This window comes from Halomonas sp. SL1 (assembly GCF_003030865.2).
Taxonomy (GTDB): domain Bacteria; phylum Pseudomonadota; class Gammaproteobacteria; order Pseudomonadales; family Halomonadaceae; genus Halomonas; species Halomonas halophila.
On sequence record NZ_PYUQ02000013.1, the window covers coordinates 109,020 to 130,105 of the forward strand.

The following is a 21,086-nucleotide window of genomic DNA, read 5'->3' on the forward strand; positions in this document are numbered from 1 at the left end:
GGTGGCCAAAAGACGACTTGGCGGCCCATGGTATTCTCGTTAGCCTGCCATGGCCACTCGCGCCTCGACACGGATGATGCCATGCGCCGACACGCCCCCGATGCCCCCCAGCCGCTGGTCTTCGCCCATGCCAACGGCTTCCCGGGCCAGAGCTACCGCAGCCTGCTGGCGCCGCTGGCCGAGCGCTTCGACATCCATCCCCTGGACCGGCTCGGCCACCACCCCGACTTCCCCGTTGGCCACAACTGGCTGGCCCTGCGCGACGAACTGCTCGAGCACCTGGCCGAATTCGATGCCCCGGTGATCGGCGTCGGCCATTCCATGGGCGGCGTGCTGATGGCCATGGCTGCGGAGCAGGCGCCGGAGCGCTTCCGCTGCGTGGTGATGCTCGACCCGCCGCTGATGCTGGGGTTCGATGCCCTGGCGATGAAGGCGGTCAAGCGTCTGGGGCTGACCGACCGTTTCACGCCCGCGGGCCGCACCGTCGGCCGACGCGACAGCTGGTCGAGCCCCCAGGCGATGCGCGACTACCTGCGGCGCCGTCGGCTGTTCCGGCGCTTCACCGACCAGGCCCTCGACGACTACGTGGAGGGCGGTACCCGCACCCTGGATGACGGCCGTGTGGTGCTGCTGTTCGACCCCGACATCGAGGTGGCGGTGTTCCGCCATCTGCCCGACCACCTGGACGAGCTGCCGGACACGCTGCAGGTCCCGGTGGGCGTGCTGGCCGGCGGCGAGTCAGACCTGCTGACGCCGCACCGCTGCCGACGGCTGAAGCGGCGCGGCGTGCGTCTGGCCGAGGTGCCGGGTGGCCACATGTTCCCCATGGAGCATCCCGACGCCACCCGGCGTGCCTTGACGACGATGGTCGACGAGATGCTGGAGGCCTCGCCATGACGGCGCCGGAAGCGCTGCGGCTGGCCGACGGCCGCCTCGCCGCCCTGGCCTGGGGAGACGCGTCGGCGCCGACCTGGCTGGCGCTGCACGGCTGGCTCGACAACGCCGCCAGCTTCTCGCGGCTTGGCCCGCTGCTGGTCGAGCGCCTGGGCATTCGCCTGGTGGCGCTGGACTTCGCCGGCCACGGCTATTCGTCGCCGCAGCCGGGCGCGGCCGACGTGGCGCTTTGGGACTACTGCCACGATGTGCTCGATGTCATGGAGGCCCTGAACCTCGAGCGGACCACGCTGCTCGGCCACTCCATGGGCGCTGGCGTGGCCTGCCTGCTGGCCGCCGCCATGCCGGAGCGCGTGGCGGCGCTGCGCCTGATTGACGGGCTTGGGGTGCTGACCACCGAAGCCTCGGATGCACCGGGGCAACTGCGCAAGGGGCTGCGGGCCCATCGGCGGCCGATGTCGCGGGCGCCACGCTATCCTGATGAAGAGAGTGCCGTGGCGGCCCGGGTGGCCGGCGGCGTCACCCCGATCGACGCCGAGACCGCCCGCCCGCTGGTGAGGCGCAACCTGGCCGAGGAGGGCGATGGCCATCTGCGCCTGCGCACCGACCCGCGCCTGCTGCGGGCGTCGCCGGTGCGTTTCACGCCCGAGCAGGCCATGGCCATGCTGGCGGCGATCCGCTGCCCGGTGCTTTGCGTGGAGGGGGAGACGGGGATCCTCGGCGAGCGGGAACGGGCGCAGCGGGCCCGCGCCGCGGTGGTCGACCTGCAGCGGCGCGTGCTGCCGGGCGGGCATCACCTGCACCTGGAGCCGGGCCGGGTGGCGGCGGTGGCCGAGGCGATCGTGGCCGGCCAAGCGTGACGGGAGGCGAGCGATGAAGGCGAGGCAGGAGACCGGACAGGGGCGGCGCGTCTCGCTGACGCTGGGCAGTGGCGGCGCCCGGGGCTATGCCCATATCGGCGTGATCGAGGAGCTGGAGGCGCGCGGCTACGAGGTGGTGGCGCTGTCGGGGTGCTCCATGGGCGCGCTGGTGGCCGGCGTCTACGCGGCCGGGCAGCTCGACCGCTACAAGGAGTGGGTGTGCCGGCTCGACTACTTCGACGTGCTGCGGCTGGTGGACGTCACCTGGAGCCCGATGGGGGCCATGAAGGCCAGCAAGGTGATGAACAAGCTCGACGAGCTGATCGGCGATATCCGCCTGGAGGACCTGTCGATCCCGGTGACCACGGTGGCCACCGACCTGATCCGTCAGCGCGAGGTATGGTTCCAGCACGGCCCGCTGCTCGAGGCGATCCGCGCCTCCATCGCCGTGCCCGGGGTGATCACCCCGGTCCATCGCGGTGACCAGGTGCTGGTCGACGGCGGGCTGCTCAATCCGCTGCCGATCATGCCGACCGTGTCCACCCGCGCCGACCTGGTGATGGCGGTCAACGTCACCGCCCAGAGCTCCCAGCCGGTCACCCTGGAGGCGCTGCTGCCGCCCGACGAGGCGGCCGAGGAGCAGGCCCGCGAGGTGGCGCGGGACAAGGGCGCGGTCGACTTCGGCGGCTGGATGGAAGGCGTGCGCGGGGCCACCCGGCGGCTGTTCGGCAACGGCAGCGAGGGCGAGCCCGCCGAGGCCGCGGAGTCAGAGCCGGGGCGCCGCGCCTGGGGGCGGCTGGACATGATCCTGGCCTCCTTCGACATCGCCCAGGCGGCGCTGGCCAAGTACAAGGTGGCGGGCTATCCGCCGGACGTGCTGATCGAGGTGCCGAAGACGGTCTGCGGCGCCTACGAATTCCATCGCGCCGAGGCGCTGATCGCGCTTGGGCGGCATCTGGCCCGTGAGGCGCTCGACCGCCGCGAGCAGGGGCTCGGGCGGGTGTCCGGACCGGAGGTGGTGGAAGCGCGGCCGGTCTCCGCCGAGGGTTCCGGCGAGGAGGCGTAGCGCCTCAGCGTCCGTCGCGCTGACGACGCAGCATCACGTAGACGGCGCCGGTGCCGCCGTCGGCCTCGGTGGCCGAGCAGAAGGCCAGCACGCTGGGCCATTCGCGCAGCCAGGCGTTGACGTGGCTCTTGATCACCGGGTAATCGGCCTGGCCGGTCCAGGCCTTGCCATGTACCACCAGCACGCAGCGGGCGCGGTTGGCGGCGGCATCGGCGAGGAAGGTTTCCAGCTCGGCGCGGGCCTCTTCCAGGGTGTAGCCGTGAAGGTCGAGTCCCGCCTCCCAGGCGATCTGGCCGCGCTTGAGCTGCTGGCGGTCGCGATAGGGCATGTCCGGCAGGAAGAAATCCAGATACTCCGAGGGGCGCACCGCCTCCACCCGGCCGTCGGAGGTGCGACCGCTGGCGGCGTCCTCGCCGGCCGAGGTAGCGGCCTCGCGCCGCGCCCGGGCGGCCTCGTCGGCGCGTCGCGGGCGACCCGGGTCGGCACGGTTGCTGCTCAGCGGACGCACGCCGGCGTCGCTCAGGGCCTGGCGGAAGGCGCTGATCTCGTCGTCGTCGGGGCGGTGGCGGCGTCGGCTCATGGGGCTCTCTCGGAGGTCGGCTGGCGATGGCGGTGGAAGAGGTGACGGAGACACGGTCCGAGGCGATGCTCTGCCGGGCAGGCGCCTCTCGAGCCATCCGAGTATACCGGCCCTGACGTGGCTGTGAACCGCCGCCGCGGGTACAATCAGGGCCTTGCCGATTTCCCCACCGTCAACCACAGGATGTCTCGTGGCCGAACCTTCCGCTTCCTCGTCCGCTTCGACCCTGACGCTCACCGATGAGGCCCTCGTCGAGGGGCTGATCACACTCAGGGACTGCCTGCGCTGGACCGCCAGCGAGTTTCACCTGGCCGGCCTGCACTACGGGCACGGCACCGACTCCGCCTGGGACGAGGCCGTGGCGCTGACGCTCGGCGCCCTGCACCTGCCGTGGAACGTCGACCCCGGCGTGCAGGAGGCGCGGCTGCTGCCCATGGAGCGTGCGCGCATCGTGGCCCTGGTGCGCGAGCGCATCACCAGCCGTCGCCCGCTGCCTTACCTGCTCGGCGAGGCCTTCTTCGCCGGCCTGCCGTTCAGCGTCGACGAGCGGGTGCTGATCCCGCGCTCGCCCATCGCCGAGCTGATCGAGCACGGCTTCGGCGCCTGGTTCCCGATGGAGCCACCGGCCCGGGTGCTCGACCTGTGCACCGGCTCGGGCTGCATCGGCCTGGCCACCGCCCTGTACCTGCCGACCTGCGAGGTCGACCTGGCCGACATCAGCTCCGAGGCGCTGACCGTGGCGCGGCAGAACATCGCCCGCCATGACGTCGCCGACCGGGTGCGCGCCGTCGAGTCGGATCTGTTCGCCGGTCTCGAGGGCGAGCGCTACGACCTGATCGTCTCCAACCCGCCCTACGTGGACGAGCGCGACCTGGCCACCATGCCCGCTGAGTTCGGTCACGAGCCGGGCCTGGCGCTGGGCGCCGGCGACGACGGCCTGGATATCGTGCGGCGCATCCTGCGCGAGGCCCGCGACCACCTGACCGACGACGGCGTGCTGATCGTCGAGGTCGGCAACTCCGATCGCCACCTGGAGGCCGCCTTCCCCGAAGTGCCCTTCCTGTGGCTGGAATTCGAGCGCGGCGGCCAGGGCGTGTTCGCCCTCACCGCCGCGGAACTCGACGCCCATGCGGCGTCCTTCAGCTGAGCAGTCAAGAGGCACGCCCATGTCCGGCAATACCTTCGGCAAGTTGTTCACCGTCACCACCTTCGGCGAGAGCCACGGCCCGGCGCTCGGCGCCATCGTCGACGGCTGCCCGCCGGGCCTGCCGCTGACCGAGGAGGATCTGCAGCGCGATCTCGACCGTCGCCGCCCCGGCTCGTCGCGTCACACCACCCAGCGCCAGGAAGCGGACCGGGTGCGCATCCTGTCCGGCGTCTTCGAGGGCGTGACCACCGGCACCTCGATCGGCCTGCTGATCGAGAACACCGACCAGCGCTCCAAGGACTACTCGAAGATCAAGGACCAGTTCCGCCCGGCCCACGCCGACTACACCTACCAGCACAAGTACGGCATCCGCGACTATCGCGGCGGTGGACGCTCCAGCGCCCGCGAGACCGCCATGCGCGTGGCGGCCGGGGCCATCGCCAAGAAATACCTGGCGAGCCAGGGCATCACCATCCGCGGCTACATGAGCCAGCTCGGCCCCATCGCCATCGACTTCAAGCAGTGGGACGCCGTCGAGCAGAATCCCTTCTTCTGCCCCGATCCGGACCGGGTGCCGGAACTCGAGGCCTACATGGACCAGCTGCGCCGCGATCAGGACTCGGTGGGCGCCAAGGTCTCGGTGGTCGCCGAAGGCGTGCCGCCGGGGCTCGGCGAGCCGGTGTTCGACCGACTGGACGCCGAGCTGGCCCACGGGCTGATGAGCATCAACGCGGTCAAGGGCGTGGAGATCGGCGACGGCTTCGCCTCGGTGGCTAGCCGCGGCAGCGAGCATCGCGACGAGATGACCCCGGAGGGCTTTCTCTCCAACCACGCCGGCGGCGTGCTGGGCGGCATCTCCAGCGGCCAGGCGATCGTTGTGCATCTGGCGCTCAAGCCGACCTCCAGCATCACCACGCCGGGGCAGTCCATCGACCTGGAGGGCAATCCGGTGGAAGTGGTCACCAAGGGGCGCCACGATCCCTGCGTGGGCATTCGCGCCACGCCGATCGCCGAGGCGATGATGGCCCTGACCCTGCTGGATCATCTGCTGCGCCATCGCGGCCAGAACGCCGACGTCAGCGTGAGCACGCCGCGGCTGTCCTGAGGCCGCGACTGCTACACTGATCGGCACAGCCACCCATCTTCGACAAGGCGGTCATATGAAGATCAACGTCGAGTTCGACCTGACCCCGGACGAGTTTCGCCGCGCCCTGGGCCTGCCCGACGTGGAGGCCTTCCAGCAGGACCTGCTGGCGCGCATCCAGAAGCAGATGGAATCCGGCGTCGAGGGCTACGACCCGATGAGCCTGATGCAGCCCTTCCTGCAGCAGTCGATGTTCCAGCAGCCCGGCTTCCAGCAGGGGTTGTCACAGGGGCTGGCCAGTTTCGGCAGCTACCAGCAGATGATGCTCGACATGCTCAGCAAGGCCGCCGCGGGAAACCGTGGCGGCGAGGAGGGCGGCAGCGCCGGAGGTGACACGAGCGGTGGTGCCGAGGGCGGCTCGGGCGGTGGCGCCTCGGCGGCCAGCGCCCGCTCCCGGAGCAAGCGCGAGGGCTGATCACGCGCGTGGCTCGCGCGTTTTTCCTGCGGGGCTTGACGCCTGTCATGCGCTTGCAACGACAGGCGTGCGAGACTAGTCTTTGTGCAGTGCAGCACGGCTTTCGTCAGTATTCCTTCGGGAGGAGTGACCATGCAGGACAAGACGTTCGATGCCTTCAACGAACAGACTCGCCAGTTCTTCGAGCCCATGCGCAAGCTGAATTCCCTGATGCTCCAGAACATGGAGCGCGTCAGCGAGTATCAGATGGAGTCTCTCAAGCGCTACAGCCAGATGGGGACCGAGCGCCTTCGCGACGCCACCGAGGTCACCGATGCCGAAAGCCTGCGCGACTTCGGCACCCGCCAGGCCGAGATGATGAACGCGCTCTCTCAGCAGATGCTGGAGGACGCCCGCACGCTCGGCGAGATGAGCCTGCAGTTCAAGGCCGAGCTCGAGCAGCTCTACACCGAATCCGGCCAGGCGGCCGAGGCAGCCAAGCCGGCCGCTGCCGCCAAGCCGACGGCGGATAAGTCCGAAGCCGCCGAGAAGCCGGCGCCGGCCAAGTCCACCAGCCAGGCGACGCGCAAGCGCAGCGGCGGCAGCGCCAGCTGACCGTTCGACCCGGCATGTGATGGCCACCGCCTCGTGGTACCAGGGGCGGTGGTCCTGCGTTCATGGCAGCGCGACAGGAGGTGTCAATGCAGCCAGGGAGTGAAGCATTCTCGCAGGCCGACATGCAGGCCTGGCAAGCCCAGTTCCAGGCGATCGGCGAGGAGTACCAGGCCCTCCTGGAGGACCTGATTCCGCGGATGGTGCCGGACGATGCGGCCCAGTCCGTCTATGGGCACATGCGCGAGGCCTTCCAGGCCGGGGCGGAGTCGCTGATGCAGGACCCGACCCTGCTGTGGGAGACCCAGTCACGCCTGGTGCAGGATCAGTTCCAGCTGTGGCAGAACGGCATGCGCGCCCTGGCCGGCGAGGCGGTGGAGCCGCTGGTGATGCCTGCCAGGGGCGACCGCCGCTTCCAGGACGAGGCCTGGACCACCGATCCTCACTATCTCGCCATCATGCAGCAGTACCTGCTGTTCTCGCGCTGGGTCGAGGAGCTGATCGAGCGGCTCGACGGGCTCTCCGCCGAGCAGAAGCGCAACCTGGCCTTCTATGCGCGCCAGCTGGTCAACGCCATGGCGCCGACCAACTTCGTCACCACCAATCCCGAGGTGATGCGTCGCACCCTCGAGACCCGCGGCGAGAACCTAGTCGAGGGCCTGGCCCGGCTGCGCCAGGACCTGCTGAACTCCGCCGAGGGGCTCAACGTCACCATGACCGACCGCAGCGCCTTCGCGGTGGGGGAGAACATCGCCGTGACGCCCGGTTCGGTGGTGTACGAGAACGAGCTGATCCAGCTGATCCAGTATGCGCCGAGCACCGAGCAGATCTACAAGACGCCGCTGTTGATCGTGCCGCCCTGGATCAACAAGTACTACATCCTCGACCTGCGCCAGGACAACTCGCTGGTCAAGTGGCTGGTGGACCAGGGGCACACCGTGTTCCTGATCTCCTGGCGCAACCCCGGCCCCGAGCAGGGCGACCTGACCTGGGCCGACTACATGCAGCTGGGCCCGATCAGCGCCATGGAGGCGATCGAGCAGGCCACCGGCGAGAAGTCGGTCAACCTGCTGAGCTACTGCGTCGGCGGCACCCTGGCGGGCTCCACGGTGGCCTACCTGACCAGCACCCGACGCGGGCGCAAGGTCAAGTCGGCGACCTACATGACCAGCCTGTGGGACTTTCGCGATCCCGGCGAGATCGGCGTCTTCCTCGCCGAGCCGGTGCTCAGCGGCATCGAGGCCAAGCTCGAGCGGGACGGTTACCTGGACGGCCGGATCATGGCCTACTCCTTCAACCTGCTGCGCGAGAACGACCTCTTCTGGTCCTTCTACATCAACAACTACCTCAAGGGCGACGTTCCGGCCCCCTTCGACCTGCTGTACTGGAACACCGACGGCACCAACCTGCCGGCGGCGACCCACGGCTGGTATCTGCGCCACCTCTACGTCGAGAACCGCCTGGTCGAGCCCGGCGGCATCGAGCTCGATGGCGTGAAGATCGACCTGCGCAAGATCTCGGTGCCGAGCTACTTCGTTTCCACCCGCGACGACCACATCGCCAAGTGGAACAGCACCTACCACGGGGCGCTGCTGCCCAAGGGGCCGGTCACGTTCGTGCTGGGCGGGTCCGGCCATATCGCCGGCATCGTCAACCCGCCGCACAAGAACAAGTACGGCTTCTGGACCAACGACGAGCTCCCTCCGACCCCGGAGGAGTGGCTGGAAGGGGCCAAGGCCCACGAGGGCTCCTGGTGGCCGCACTGGCAGGCCTGGATGACCGACAACGGCTACGCCGACGCCGAGAAGATGGTGCCGGCCCGCCAGCCCGGCGACGGCGAGCTGGATATCCTCGAGCCGGCGCCCGGGCGCTACGTGAAGATGACCATTCCCGAGGTGCTGGGCGAGCACCAGGCCTGAGCGGGAAGAGCGCCGCTTCGCGGCGGGAAGCACCGGGCTTCGCCTGACGCCAGAAGAGTTAAGAGCGGCGCTTCGCGCCTGGAAGCTGGAAGAAAACCGCCCCCAGGTACTTTGCCTGGGGGCGGTTCTTTTTACGCTGCGTTCCAGCTTCCAGCTTCCAGCTTCCAGCTTCCAGCTTCCAGCTTCCAGCTTACGACTTCCGGCGTCGCAGCCCCGGCAGCACCAGCAGCGCGCCGAGCAGCCAGGTCGGCCAGCTGCCGATATGCGAGAAAGGTGTCAGGCCGGCCATCGGCGTGACCTCGCCGGTGAGCGTGGCGACCTCGAACTGCGGTGCCCGCTCGGTCACGCGGCCCTGGGCATCGATCAGCGCGGTGACGCCGTTGCTGGTCGCGCGGATCACCGGCCGGCCGTTCTCCAGCGCCCGCAGGCGAGCCATCTGCAGGTGCTGCAGCGGACCGATGGAGGCGCCGAACCAGGTGTCGTTGGAGACCGTGAGGATCACGTTCGAGCGCCTGGCCTGTTCGGCGACCAGATCGGCGTAGATGATCTCGTAGCAGATGGCATTGCCGATGCGGGTGCCGGCCGCCACCAGCGGTGCCTGCCGGGTCGGCCCGGGGGTCATGGCCGGCATCGGCAGGTCGAAGAAGGCGATGGCGCCGCGCAGCAGGCTTTCCAGCGGCAGGTACTCGCCGAACGGCACCAGATGGCGCTTGAGATAGCGCTCGCCGTCGGCGACGTCGAGCACGCCGTTGTAGTAGCGGCCGTCCTCGCGGGTCAAAATGCCGGTGAGCAGCGTGCTCTCCGGCGGCAGCAGGGTCTGGGCGCGCTCGAGGATCGGCCGGGCCTGGTCGGCGAACATCGGCAGCGCCGCCTCGGGCCAGATCACCAGGTCCGGGGCCTCGTCCAGCTCGGCGGTCAGCGACAGATAGGTGTTAGCGGCCTGGCGCCGGCCCTCCGGCGTCCACTTGATCAGCTGGGGCAGGTTGCCCTGCAGGAGGGCGACGCGCAGCGGATCGCCGGCGGGCGTCGTCCACTGGGCAGGCAGCGCCAGCGGCGTGAGCCACAGCACGGCCAGCGGCAGGGTGGCCCACCAGCGCCGGCGCAGCAGCGACACGCCGAGCGCGCCGGTGAGGGCCACGATCAGCGACAGCAGATAGACGCCGCCGACCGGCGCCCAGGGGGCCAGCGGGGAATCCACCTGGCCGCTGCCCAGCAGCAGCCACGGGAAGCCGGTGAACAGCCAGGTGCGCAGCGCCTCGCCGAGCACCCAGGCGCCGGCGAAGGTCAGCACCGACAGCCGCGGCCCGCACAGGCGCCGGTAGAGGCCCAGGGTGACGGCGAAGAACAGCGACAGGGCGGCGACGAACAGCACGGTCAGCGCCAGCGCCAGCGGCACCCCCGTGTAGCCGTAGTCGTGGATCGAGACATAGACCCAGGAGGCACCGGCGCCGAACAGGCCGAGCCCGTAGCACCAGCCGCGCCAGGCGGCCTGACGGGCATTGAGCGATGGCAGCCCGGCGTAGAGCAGGCCGGCCGCCACCGGGGCCAGCCACCAGAGCTGAAACGGGGCGGCGGACAGGGTGGTGAGCACGCCGGCGGCGATCGCCGCCAGGGGCCCGAGGAACCGATGAAGGCGAGAGGGCGTCATGGCACCGTCCTTGGTGAAGATGGCCAGAGGAAAGAGGGTGAGAGGCGGGATCAGTCCTCGCCGGACGCCGAGGCCGGCTCGGCCTCGAGCAGGCGGATGCGTCGGTTGTCGGCGTTGAGCACCGTGAAGCGCCAGCCACCGATCTCGGTGTGCTCGCCGCGGCCGGGGAGGTGGCCGAAACGCTGCATGACCAGGCCGCCGAGGGTGTCGAATTCCTCGTCGGAGAAGCGCGTGCCGAAGCGCTCGTTGAAGTCCTCGATGGGGGTCAGGGCGCGTATCGCGAAGCGTGACTCGCCGAGCGCGCGGATGTCCTCTTCCTCGTCGGTGTCGTGCTCGTCCTCGATGTCGCCGACGATCTCCTCGAGGATGTCCTCGATGGTGATGATGCCGGCGGTGCCGCCATACTCGTCCACCACCACGGCCATGTGGTTGTGGGTATCGCGGAATTCCTTGAGCAGGCTGTTCAGGCGCTTGGACTCCGGCACGAACATGGCCGGGCGCAGCACCTCCTCGAGCTGGAAGGGATGGCCGTTATCCTGGCCCTGGCGCAGCAGCGGCAGCAGGTCCTTGACCAGCAGGATGCCCTTCACCTCGTCGAGGTTCTCGCCGACCACCGGATAGCGGGAGTGGCCGGTCTCGAGGATCACCGGCAGGTATTCCTCGAGGGGCTGGTCGAGGCCGATGGCGGTGATCTGCGAGCGCGGGATCAGCACCTCGCGGACCTGTTGATCGCTGATGTTCAGGGCGCCCTCGATGATCATCATGGCGTCCTGCTCGAGCTTGAGCCGGGTCGCCGCCTGGCGCAGAAAGGCCAGCAGCTCGTCCCGCGAGCTCGGTTCGTCGCTGTCGCTGGACAGGGCGCTGAACAACTTGTCGAACCAGGACTTGTTGCCCTGGCCGGTCGATCGGTCTTCGCTCATGCGTCGGCTCTCTCGTCATCGGGGTCGGAATCGCGATGCGGCGGGCCCGAGGCCCGGTAGGGGTCGCCGATGCCGAGGCCGGCGAGGATGTCCCGCTCCAGCGCTTCCATGACCTCGGCCTCGTCGTCCTCGATATGGTCGTAGCCCATCAGATGCAGGGTGCCGTGAACCACCATATGAGCGTAGTGATCGCCGAGCGCCTTGTCCTGATCGCGGGCCTCGTCGGTCACCACCGGGTGGCAGATCACTAGATCGCCGAGCAGCGGCAGCGGCACGCCCGGCGGGCACTCGAAGGGGAAGGACAGCACGTTGGTGGGCTTGTCCTTGCCGCGGTAGTCGCGGTTGAGCGCCTGACTCTCGTCGGCGTCGACGAAGCGCACCGTCAGTTCTTGACGGGTCTCGTCGGGCAGGCGGGCCAGCACGGCGCCCACCCAGGCCTCGAGCTCGGCCTGACTGGGCAGGCCCTCGGCGTCGATGGCCTGCTGGCGGTCGACCTCGGCCAGGCTCATTCCTCGTCCTCGCGGCCGTTCTGTCGCTCGAGGCGCTCCAGGCGGATGGCTTCGCGTTCCTGCTCGCGGGCCTCGCGCTTGGCGCGGGCCTGGGCCTCTTCCTCGGCTTCGAACTGGTCGTAGGCCTCGATGATGCGCTGTACCAGCGGGTGGCGGACCACGTCCTTGGCGGCGAAGTGGGTCACGCCGATGCCCGGGGTGCCGTCGAGCACGTCGAGCACCTGGATCAGCCCGGAGGCCTGGCCGCGGGGCAGGTCGACCTGGGTGATGTCGCCGGTGATCACCGCGGTGGAGCCGAAGCCGATGCGGGTCAGGAACATCTTCATCTGCTCGCGGGTGGTGTTCTGGCTCTCGTCGAGGATGATGAAGGCGTTGTTCAGGGTGCGCCCGCGCATGTAGGCCAGCGGGGCGATCTCGATCACCTGGCGCTCGATCAGCTTGGCGACCTGCTCGAAGCCGATCATCTCGTACAGGGCGTCGTAGAGCGGGCGCAGGTAGGGGTCGATCTTCTGCGCCAGGTCGCCGGGCAGGAAGCCGAGCTTCTCGCCGGCCTCGACCGCCGGACGCACCAGCAGGATGCGACGCACCTGCTGCTGGTTCAGCGCTTCCACTGCGGCGGCGACGGCCAGGTAGGTCTTGCCGGTGCCGGCCGGGCCGATGCCGAAGTTGATGTCGTGGTCGCGGATGCTCGAGACATAGCTCTGCTGGTTGAGCCCGCGGGGCTTGATCAGCGCCTTGGGCGTGCGCAGCAGGACTTCGGCCTCGCCGCTGCCGCCTTCTTCCTCCTCCAGGGCCTCGAGGCCGGATTCCTGCAGGAAGAGGTGCACGGTGTCCGGGGTCAGCTCGCCGGCCTCGGTCTCGCGATAGAGGTGCTCGACGACGTTGGAGGCGGCCTTGACCCGGGGGCCGGGGCCGGCCAGCTGGAAGACGTTGCCCCGGTTGCGCAGGGTGACGCCGAGGCGTTCCTCGATCAGCTTGAGGTGCTCGTCCTGCTGGCCGCAGAGGTTGGCCAGGCGCTGGGGATCGTTGGGCTCGAGATTCAGGGTGATGACGCGGTTGGCCGCGGAGGCTGCTGGCTGGCTCAAGACGGGCGAGTCCGTGAGTTGATGGATGTCGGGGTCAGCTTACTGCCCCGGCGCTTACTGGGGCAATGTTGGGTTGGCTGGAAGCCGAAGTGGGTTGTCCCCGGCGAGGGGCGCCGGGGACAGGTCGCAGAGGAGGTCCTACGCCAGGGATGGCGTCGGTAGCGCCCAGGGATGGGTTCATAGCGCCTCCTCGTAGACCTGTCGCCGGATCAGCCCCGAGTGCGGGATGAACAGGTTGTCTCTAACCGCTTCAGAAACGCTCCGGCGAGGCCAGATCACCGCGCAGCGAGTTGGGCAGCGCCTCGGTGATTTCCACGTCGACGAAGTAGCCGATCAGCTCGGTGGGGTTCGGCGCGCGGAAGTTGACCACCCGGTTGTTCTCGGTGCGGCCGGACAGCTGGCCCGGGTCCTTCGGCGAGAAGCCGGTAACCAGCACGCGCTGGGTGGTGCCCACCATGCGGCGGCTGATCTGCATGGCCTGCTGGTTGATGCGCTCCTGCAGGATCGCCAGGCGCTGCTTCTTGACCGCTTCCGGGGTGTCGTCCTCGAGGCCGGCCGCCGGGGTGCCGGGACGGGCCGAGTAGACGAAGCTGAAGGACACGTCGAAGCCGATGCGACCGATCAGGTCCATGGTGTTCGCGAAGTCCTCCTCGGTCTCGCCGGGGAAGCCGATGATGAAGTCCGAGGAGAAGCTGATGTCCGGACGCAGCGCACGGATGCGCTCCATCTTGTCCACATACTCCTCGACGGTGTGACCGCGCTTCATGGCCGCCAGGATGCGGTCGGAGCCGGCCTGCACCGGCAGGTGCAGGTGGCTGACCAGCTCCGGGATCTCGCCGTAGGCCTCGATCAGGCTGTCGGAGAACTCCACCGGATGCGAGGTGGTGAAGCGGATGCGGTCGATGCCTTCCACCGCCGCCACGCAGGCGATCAGTTCGGCCAGGTCGATCTCCTCGCCGAGCTGGTTCTCGCCGCGGTAGGCGTTGACGTTCTGGCCCAGCAGGTTGATCTCGCGCACGCCCTGGTCGGCCAGGTGGATGACCTCGTCCATCACCGCCTCGAAGGGCCGCGAGACCTCCTCGCCGCGGGTGTAGGGCACCACGCAGAAGGTGCAGTACTTGGAGCAGCCTTCCATCACCGAGACGAAGGCGGTGGCGCCATCGGAGTTCGGCTTGGGCAGGTGGTCGAACTTCTCCACCTCGGGGAAGGTCACGTCGACCACCGAGATCTGGTTGTCCTGGCGGGCGTCGAGCATCGACGGCACCCGGTGCAGGGTCTGGGGGCCGAAGACCATGTCGACCTGGGGCGCGCGCTTGCGCAGCGCCTCGCCTTCCTGGCTGGCGACGCAGCCGCCCACGCCGATGACCAGATCCGGGTTGGCGTCCTTGAGCTTCTTCCAGCGGCCGAGCTGGTGGAAGACCTTCTCCTGGGCCTTCTCGCGGATCGAGCAGGTGTTGAGCAGGATGACGTCGGCATCGCGCTCGTCGTCGGTGAGCTCCAGCTGGTGGGATTCGCCGAGCAGATCCGCCATGCGTGCGGAATCGTACTCGTTCATCTGGCAGCCATGCGTCTTGATGAAGAGTTTCTTCGCCATAAGAATAGGTCGTGGCGCCTGGGCCCGACGTTGCACCGGTGGATAATCGTTCGCAGGAGAGGCGGCCGGCAGGGCCGTCCGATTGAGAGCGAAGATTATACGCGCCCAGTCGGGACGGGGCCAGAGTGCCGGAACGCCCGGCGCGCGGGCCTGTGGTACCCTTGGCGGCTTCGGAGGCGCCGGCGAGGTGGTCAGGAAATGACCGAAACGTTGCCGTATCGGCAGCCATGCCGCCTGGCCGCGGGTTTCCAGCGGTTTTCCCGGCACTTGTCCACAGATGCTGTGGATGATCCGGAGACGCACTCTCATCTCGGCGGACCGGGCAGGGATGGTCCGGTCACGACCGCCATCGCCGCGAGCGGCGGACACAGAGCCTTGGACAGCCAGGACGACGCATGACGATGCAACGATACAAGACACTGATGACGCTGGGCGCACTGCTCGGGGCCCTGGCCCTGCCGGTGCAGGCCCAGCAGGACGACGCTCAGAACGCCGATGCACGCTGGGTGTCCGGCGACCTCACCACCTTCGTGCGCAGCGGCCCCACCGACGGCTATCGCATCGTCGGTACCCTGACCGCCGGCGACCCGGTCGAGCTGCTCGAGACCCAGGGCGACTACAGCCGCGTGCGCAGCCAGAGCGGCGACGTGGTCTGGGTGCCCTCGAGCGACCTGCAGGGCGAGCCCAGCGCCAAGGTCCGGCTGCCCGAACTGGAGGCGCGGGTGGAAGAACTGTCCGAGGAGCTCTCCGGCATCAACGAGACCTGGGAGAGCCGCATGGCCTCGGTCACCGAGACCCTCGACGTGCGTGAGCAGCGCATCGCCGAACTCGAGCGGCGCAATCAGGCGCTCGCCTCGGAGAGCGAGGAGGCCGGCGCACGGGTGCGCGAGCTTCAGGCACGCCTGGATACCCAAGAGGAAGACCTGCTGATGCGCTACTTCATGTACGGCGGCGGGGTGGCCGGTGCCGGGCTGCTGGTGGGCCTGATCGTGCCGCACCTGCCGCGTCGTCGCCGCAAGCGCGACCGCTGGTTCTGAGGCCCGGCCATGGACAACGAATGGCTCGCGCGCTGGCGCGAGGGACGCATCGGCTTCCATCGCCACGAGGCGCATCCGGCCCTGGTGCGTTACTGGCCGACGCTGAGCGTGGCACCCGGCACCAAGGTGTTGGTGCCGCTGTGCGGCAAGAGCCTGGACATGCGCTGGCTGGCCGGCGAAGGCTATCCGGTGCTGGGCATCGAGCTGGCCGACGAGGCCATCGAGCAGTTTCTGGCGGAGGGCGAGGGGGAGGTCTCCCGTTATCGGGGCGACGGCTTCGACATCAGCCGCCAGGGCAACGTGGAGCTGTGGCGCGGCGACTTCTTCCACTTCCACATCGAGGCCGCCGCCGAGCTGGGCGCCTTCTATGACCGGGCGGCGCTGATCGCGCTGCCCGAGGCGACCCGCCAGCGCTACGCCTTCCACCTGGCCCAGCTGCTGCCCCCCGGCAGCCAGGGGCTGCTGATCGGCCTGACCCGCGCCCCCGGCGACGAGGGCGGTCCGCCCTTCAGCGTCGACGCCGACGAGATTCGCGAGCTGTTTGCGGCCAACTTCGAGGTGGTGCACCTGGAAGAGGGCGAGCCCGAGCCGGGCAGCGGCTTCCGCGAGAGCGTCTGGTCGCTGACGCGTCGCGGTCCCCAGGGCGGCTGATCGCGCCGTTCACCCACACAGGCCCGTCGGCGTCGCGCCGGCGGGCCTGTGTTTTGGCGAGTGCGGCGTGATCAGCGCGCCAGCAGGCCGGCCAGCTCCGGGTCGCGGAAGGCGCGGTCCAGGGCGTCGGAGAGCAGCTCCTCGATCATCGCCTGGTTGGCCTCGCGATCCGGCTTCACCGCGTATTGCTGGGTGCGACGCGCGGTGTAGCTGCCGGTGTAGGTGGTGCCGTCGTTCTCGGCCCTGGCCTCCAGCACCGCCGTCAGGCGCACGCTGCCGACCATCGGCGGGGCGTCGCCGCGGCCGTAGTCGAGCCGCTTCAGGGTCAGCGTCAGGCTCGGCCGGCCCGGTGCGGTGTCGCCGACCGGCCGGAAGCCCATGTCGCGCACCGCGCGCTCGGCCTCGGCCTGCAGGCGCGGCGTCAGCTCGCCCGGATCGACGATCACCACCGCCGTGGAGCCGGCGCTGCCGGAGCGGGTGCCGATCACCGCGTCCTGGCGGGTGTCCCGGGCGGTCACGCTGACCTCCTGGCCCTGCCCGGCGGCCGGCACCTGGACGCTGCGCTTGGGGTCCGGCGTCAGATAGTGGGGACCGGCGCAGCCGGCGAGCCAGCTGGTGGCCAGCAGTACCAGGCCGAGGCCGAGAAGGCGTCGAGTCGTCATGGGCGGTCTCCTTGTCGATCGCAAAGGCCCGAGTATAGCGACTTCTCTTGCCGGCGCCGACGCATGAGGCTTTCCGCAGCGGGATTGGAAACACCGGGGAAAGTTGGAGCGAGGGGTTTTTGCCATGGGTGAGGCGATTCTCGCCGAACGGGCTGGCCCAGGGATGGCCAGCACCTGTCCTGCAAGCGAAGCAGGATGTGAGAGCGCCGCAGGGCAAAAGTAGCGCCCATGGAAGGGTTTACAGCGCCCTCGCGTAATCTTTCCCCGGTGTGGCCTGCCACTTTACGGCCGTCATCGCCTTTCTCAGAGCCCCATCGCCGAGGAGGTGGAACGGCGCGGGTCGGCGCCGCCGTAGAAGCGGCCGTCGTCGATCACGATCGACTGGGCGGCGCCCATGGCCGACTGCTGGCTGATGGTGTGGCCGCGGGCCTCGAGCAGCGACAGGGTGTCGGGGCTGAAACCGGCCTCGACGCGCAGCTCGTCGGGCAGCCACTGGTGGTGCAGGCGTGGGGCGCTCACCGCCGACTGAACGTTCATGCCGTGGTCGATGACGTTCATCAGCACCTGCAGGGTGGTGGTGATGATCCGCGAGCCGCCGGGGCTGCCGGTGATCAGGAAGTTCTCGCCGTCGCGCCTGACGATGGTCGGGGTCATCGACGACAGCATGCGCTTGCCGGGCTCGATCCTGTTGGCCTCGCCGCCGATCAGGCCGTAGGCGTTGGGCACGCCGGGCTTGGCGGAGAAGTCGTCCATCTCGTTGTTGAGCAGGAAGCCCGCGCCGTCCACGGCGATGCCCGAGCCGTAGCTGAAGTTGATGGTGTAGGTGTTCGAAACGGCCAGGCCGTCGTCGTCGGCGATCGAGAAGTGGGTGGTCTCGTTGGACTCATAGGGCGCCGGGTCGCCGGCGGCGATCTCGTCGCTGGGCGTGGCGCGGTCGATGGCGATCTGGGCACGCAGCTCGTCGGCGTAGCTTTCGGAAGTCAGACCCTCGAGCGGTACGTCGACGAAGTCGGTGTCGCCCAGGTACTCGGCCCGGTCGGCGTAGGCGCGCTTCATGGCTTCCGCCATCACATGCATGGTGTCGGCGGCGCCGAAGCCCATGGTGCCGATGTCGTAGGCCTCGAGGATATTGAGCATCTGCACGATATGGACGCCGCCGGAGGAGGGCGGGCTCATGGCGTAGACGTCGTAGCCGCGGTAGCTGCCGTGGCTGGGCTCGCGGATCTCTGGCTGGTAGCCGGCCAGGTCCTCGCGGGTGATCAGGCCGTCGTGGCGCTGCATCTCGGCGACGATCAGCTCGGCGGTCTCGCCCTCGTAGAATTCCCGCGCGCCCTGCTCGGCGATGCGCTTGAGCGTCGCCGCCAGGTCCGGCTGGCGGAAGGTCTCGCCCACTACATAGGCGCTGCCGTCTGCCTTGTAGAACATCGCTTCGGTGGCCTCCCACTTCGTCAGCCGCTCGCCGGCCTCGGCCACGCCGTCGACAAAGCGCTGGGGCACCGTGAAACCGTCCTCGGCCAGGCGGATCGCCGGGGCCAGCGCCTCGGCCAGGCTCAGGGTGCCGTATTCCTTGAGCGCCAGCGCCAGGCCGGCCACGGTGCCCGGCACGCCGGCGGCGCGATGAGTGAAGCGCGACCATTCGGCGACGGCGTTGCCGTCCTCGTCCTGGAACATGGTCTCGGTGGCGGCGGCCGGGGCGGTCTCGCGGTAGTCGATGGCGATCACCTCGTCGCTGTCCTCGTCGGAGATCAGCATGAAGCCGCCGCCGCCGATGTTGCCCGAGCGCGGCTGGGTGACCGCCAGGGCGAAGCCGGCGGTAACGGCGGCGTCCACGGCGTTGCCGCCCTCGGCCAATACGTCATGGGCGACCTCGGAGGCCAGGAAGTGGCTGGTCGCCACCATGCCGCGCTCGCCGACCTCGGGGTGGAAGCGCTCGCCCTCGAGGATGGCGGACTGGGCGACGGCGAGCTGTGGGGCCAGCAACGCAGCGGCCAGCACGCCGGTGCCGAGGACCCGGGGCAGAAATCGATGGGGCAAAGCGGTGCGGGGCAGGGATCGACGGGGCAGGGCGGGGATTCGCATGGACGTCTCCGTGTCTCGAGGGCAAGGGGAACCTTCACTATCGAAGGCCCGCGGCCGGGGTGCAAGAACAGGGTGCAAGAAGAGGATGTACAAGCTGAGGCGGCAAGGGGAGAAGCGGCAGGCGCGGGCGCGGGATGCTGTTAGAATGCCGTCCACATGACCGTGACCCGACAGGACCCTCTTTCCATGAGCGATTCGACGACCGACTTCCAGATAGCCCCCTCGATTCTCTCCGCCGACTTCGCCCGCCTCGGTGCGGAGGTCGACGACGTCCTCGCCTCCGGCGCCGACATCGTGCACTTCGACGTCATGGACAATCACTACGTGCCCAACCTGACCATCGGCCCGATGGTCTGCGAGGCGCTGCGCAAGCACGGCGTGACCGCCCCCATCGATGCCCACCTGATGGTCAAGCCGGTGGATCGGCTGATCGGCGACTTCATCGATGCCGGCGCCAGCTACATCACCTTCCATCCCGAGGCCTCCGAGCACATCGACCGCTCGCTGCAGCTGATCCGTGACGGCGGCTGCAAGGCCGGCCTGGTATTCAACCCGGCCACGCCGCTGTCGTATCTCGACTACGTGATGGACAAGGTCGACATGGTGCTGCTGATGAGCGTCAACCCGGGCTTCGGCGGGCAGTCGTTCATTCCCGGCACCCTCGACAAGCTGCGCGAGGCGCGCCGGCGTATCGATGCCTCGGGGCGCCCGATCCGCCTGGAGATCGACGGCGGGGTCAAGGTCGACAACATCGCCGAGATCGCCCGCGCCGGGGCCGATACCTTCGTCGCCGGCTCGGCGGTGTTCAAGGCCCGCAACGAGGCCGACCCGAACCGCTACGACGGCGTCATCGCCGACTTCCGCCGCGCCCTGGCCGAGGCCTGAGCGTGACGGACGAGGCCGCTCCTCGCTGGCATCTCTATGTGATCGAGACGGCCGCTGGGGCCCTCTACACCGGCATCACCACCGACGTGACACGGCGCCTCGGCGAGCATCGCGGCGGGCGGGGCGCCAAGGCGCTGCGTGGCAAGGGCCCGTTGCATCTGGTATATCACGAATGTATCGGTGAACACGGCGAGGCGCTGCGTCGCGAGGCGGCGATGAAGCGCCTCACCGCCGCGGCCAAGCGCCGCTGGCTGGCCGAGCGGCGAGCCATTCAGGCAAGCGGGGAATCCTTCCCCTAGGCTGTGTCGATAGTGCCGGCCGGGCGCCGGCGCGACATCCGACATGGCACGAACACGACAGGGAGAGCCTATGGACCTTCAAGGAATCATCGACTTCGTGCAGTTTCAGGGCACGAATCTGGCCGTCAATCTGGTGGCGGCGCTGGCGATCTTCGTGGTCGGCCGCTGGGTGGTGAAGCTGCTGCATTCGCTCAGCATCAAGGCCATGCAGCGCGGCAAGCTCGACCCGCTGCTGGTCAAGTTCCTGGGCAACATTCTCTACGCGCTGCTGATGGTGTTCGTGGTGCTGGCGGCGATCAGCCAGGTCGGCATCCAGACCACCTCGCTGATCGCGGTGATTGGTGCCGCCGGCCTGGCGGTGGGGCTGGCGCTGCAGGGCTCGCTGGCCAACTTCGCCGCCGGCGTACTGGTGATCATCTTCCGCCCCTACAAGATCGGCGACTACGTGGAGGCCGGCGGGGTGGCCGGCACCATCGACGACGTGCAGATCTTCACCACCGAGCTGAGGACCGCGGACAACCGCAAGATCATCGTGCCCAACGGCCAGATGATGAGCGGTGCCATCACCAACTATTCCAGCCACGACACCCGCCGGGTGGACCTGGTGGTCGGCGTCGGCTACGACGACGATATCGACGTCGTGCGCCGGGTGCTGGAAGGCGTGGTGGCCGACGATTCTCGCGTGCTGGCCGACCCGGCGCCCAACATCCGCATGAGCGCCATGGGCGACTCCTCCGTCAGCTGGATCGTGCGCCCCTGGGTCAAGGCCGCGGACTACTGGAGTGTCCACTGGGAGATGACCGAAGAGATCAAGCGCCGCTTCGACGCCGAGGGCATCAGCATTCCCTTCCCGCAGCGCGACGTGCACGTCTATCACCATCCCGAGAAGGACGGCGAGGCGAGCCTCGAGCGCTGAGTCTAACGCTCGGAAACGACACGGGCCCCGGCAATTTGCCGGGGCCCGTGTCGTTTGGCTGGAAAGAAGTCCCTCCGTTTCAGGGAAGCGCTGATTGATGTCGCGAGCGATGAGAGGTCGGCCGCCGCCGAAGCGCAGCCACCGGAGTGTAGCCTGCTACATGAGGATGGCGACGGTTCGACGCA

At 68.9% G+C, this 21,086-nt stretch carries 21 protein-coding genes; 13 read left to right on the forward strand and 8 right to left on the reverse strand.

From position 1 onward, the window contains the following. Positions 1–81 precede the first annotated feature (81 nt). From C9J49_RS08380 to C9J49_RS08390, 3 genes are read left to right on the forward strand one after another with little or no spacing between them, the layout of a single operon-like run. A complete protein-coding gene (locus C9J49_RS08380) occupies positions 82–897 on the forward strand; it encodes an alpha/beta fold hydrolase (protein ID WP_107181576.1) in 816 nt (271 codons plus the stop codon). Then, positions 894–1,754, forward strand: coding sequence for an alpha/beta fold hydrolase (locus C9J49_RS08385; RefSeq protein WP_107181577.1), 861 nt, complete (start codon positions 894–896; stop codon positions 1,752–1,754). The genes C9J49_RS08380 and C9J49_RS08385 overlap by 4 nt, the downstream gene beginning before the upstream one ends. 13 nt (positions 1,755–1,767) lie before the next feature. Continuing rightward, positions 1,768–2,820, forward strand: a complete 1,053-nt coding sequence (locus tag C9J49_RS08390) for a patatin-like phospholipase family protein (protein ID WP_046078950.1) — start codon at positions 1,768–1,770, stop codon at positions 2,818–2,820. Between the two features lie 4 nt (positions 2,821–2,824). Here the strand turns inward: C9J49_RS08390 and C9J49_RS08395 are convergent, their stop codons facing one another. Next, on the reverse strand, positions 2,825–3,400 hold the full coding sequence (locus C9J49_RS08395; RefSeq protein WP_107181578.1) for a Smr/MutS family protein: 576 nt from the start codon (positions 3,398–3,400) through the stop codon (positions 2,825–2,827). Positions 3,401–3,590: 190 nt separating this feature from the next. Between C9J49_RS08395 and prmB the strand changes: the two genes are divergently transcribed. The 5 genes from prmB (at position 3,591) to phaC (ending at position 8,616) form a co-directional block, all read left to right on the forward strand. Then, entirely contained in the window at positions 3,591–4,547 is a 957-nt protein-coding gene (gene prmB, locus C9J49_RS08400; protein WP_046078952.1) for a 50S ribosomal protein L3 N(5)-glutamine methyltransferase, read from the forward strand. Positions 4,548–4,566: 19 nt separating this feature from the next. Continuing rightward, on the forward strand, positions 4,567–5,652 hold the full coding sequence (aroC, locus tag C9J49_RS08405; protein WP_107181579.1) for a chorismate synthase: 1,086 nt from the start codon (positions 4,567–4,569) through the stop codon (positions 5,650–5,652). Positions 5,653–5,707: 55 nt separating this feature from the next. Continuing rightward, a complete protein-coding gene (locus C9J49_RS08410) occupies positions 5,708–6,106 on the forward strand; it encodes a DUF6489 family protein (RefSeq protein WP_107181580.1) in 399 nt (132 codons plus the stop codon). A 132-nt stretch (positions 6,107–6,238) separates the two neighbouring features. After that, positions 6,239–6,700, forward strand: coding sequence for a phasin family protein (locus C9J49_RS08415; RefSeq protein ID WP_107181581.1), 462 nt, complete (start codon positions 6,239–6,241; stop codon positions 6,698–6,700). Positions 6,701–6,786: 86 nt separating this feature from the next. Then, a complete protein-coding gene (gene phaC / locus C9J49_RS08420) occupies positions 6,787–8,616 on the forward strand; it encodes a class I poly(R)-hydroxyalkanoic acid synthase (RefSeq protein ID WP_107181582.1) in 1,830 nt (609 codons plus the stop codon). A gap of 190 nt (positions 8,617–8,806) precedes the next feature. Here the strand turns inward: phaC and lnt are convergent, their stop codons facing one another. From lnt to miaB, 5 genes are all read right to left on the reverse strand, one after another. Then, the gene (gene lnt, locus C9J49_RS08425) at positions 8,807–10,264 is read right to left on the reverse strand and encodes an apolipoprotein N-acyltransferase (protein ID WP_107181583.1); all 1,458 of its coding nucleotides are present in this window, start codon (positions 10,262–10,264) and stop codon (positions 8,807–8,809) included. 50 nt (positions 10,265–10,314) lie between these two features. Next, positions 10,315–11,184: an HlyC/CorC family transporter gene (locus C9J49_RS08430; protein WP_035598886.1), complete on the reverse strand. Its 870-nt coding sequence runs from the start codon at positions 11,182–11,184 to the stop codon at positions 10,315–10,317. After that, complete coding sequence (ybeY, locus tag C9J49_RS08435; protein WP_046078959.1) at positions 11,181–11,693, reverse strand: rRNA maturation RNase YbeY; 513 nt, start codon at positions 11,691–11,693, stop codon at positions 11,181–11,183. Before ybeY ends, C9J49_RS08430 begins: the two co-directional genes overlap by 4 nt. Next, the gene (locus tag C9J49_RS08440) at positions 11,690–12,778 is read right to left on the reverse strand and encodes a PhoH family protein (RefSeq protein ID WP_046078960.1); all 1,089 of its coding nucleotides are present in this window, start codon (positions 12,776–12,778) and stop codon (positions 11,690–11,692) included. Before C9J49_RS08440 ends, ybeY begins: the two co-directional genes overlap by 4 nt. Before the next feature lie 250 nt (positions 12,779–13,028). Further along, positions 13,029–14,372: a tRNA (N6-isopentenyl adenosine(37)-C2)-methylthiotransferase MiaB gene (gene miaB, locus C9J49_RS08445; protein ID WP_046078961.1), complete on the reverse strand. Its 1,344-nt coding sequence runs from the start codon at positions 14,370–14,372 to the stop codon at positions 13,029–13,031. A 395-nt stretch (positions 14,373–14,767) separates the two neighbouring features. Between miaB and C9J49_RS08450 the strand changes: the two genes are divergently transcribed. Further along, complete coding sequence (locus C9J49_RS08450; RefSeq protein WP_035598875.1) at positions 14,768–15,409, forward strand: TIGR04211 family SH3 domain-containing protein; 642 nt, start codon at positions 14,768–14,770, stop codon at positions 15,407–15,409. Positions 15,410–15,418: 9 nt separating this feature from the next. After that, complete coding sequence (locus tag C9J49_RS08455; RefSeq protein ID WP_107181584.1) at positions 15,419–16,060, forward strand: thiopurine S-methyltransferase; 642 nt, start codon at positions 15,419–15,421, stop codon at positions 16,058–16,060. A gap of 71 nt (positions 16,061–16,131) precedes the next feature. Here C9J49_RS08455 and C9J49_RS08460 read toward each other — a convergent pair whose 3' ends face one another. Then, a complete protein-coding gene (locus tag C9J49_RS08460; protein WP_046078965.1) occupies positions 16,132–16,722 on the reverse strand; it encodes a YajG family lipoprotein in 591 nt (196 codons plus the stop codon). Between the two features lie 303 nt (positions 16,723–17,025). Then, a complete protein-coding gene (ggt, locus tag C9J49_RS08465; protein WP_181454267.1) occupies positions 17,026–18,801 on the reverse strand; it encodes a gamma-glutamyltransferase in 1,776 nt (591 codons plus the stop codon). Positions 18,802–18,987: 186 nt separating this feature from the next. Here ggt and rpe point away from each other — a divergent pair, with 186 nt between their 5' ends. From rpe to C9J49_RS08480, 3 genes are all read left to right on the forward strand, one after another. Continuing rightward, positions 18,988–19,686, forward strand: coding sequence for a ribulose-phosphate 3-epimerase (gene rpe, locus C9J49_RS08470; protein ID WP_016853796.1), 699 nt, complete (start codon positions 18,988–18,990; stop codon positions 19,684–19,686). A 2-nt stretch (positions 19,687–19,688) separates the two neighbouring features. Beyond that, a complete protein-coding gene (locus C9J49_RS08475) occupies positions 19,689–19,985 on the forward strand; it encodes a GIY-YIG nuclease family protein (protein WP_107181585.1) in 297 nt (98 codons plus the stop codon). Between the two features lie 70 nt (positions 19,986–20,055). Then, positions 20,056–20,901, forward strand: coding sequence for a mechanosensitive ion channel family protein (locus tag C9J49_RS08480; RefSeq protein ID WP_107181586.1), 846 nt, complete (start codon positions 20,056–20,058; stop codon positions 20,899–20,901). Positions 20,902–21,086 lie beyond the last annotated feature (185 nt).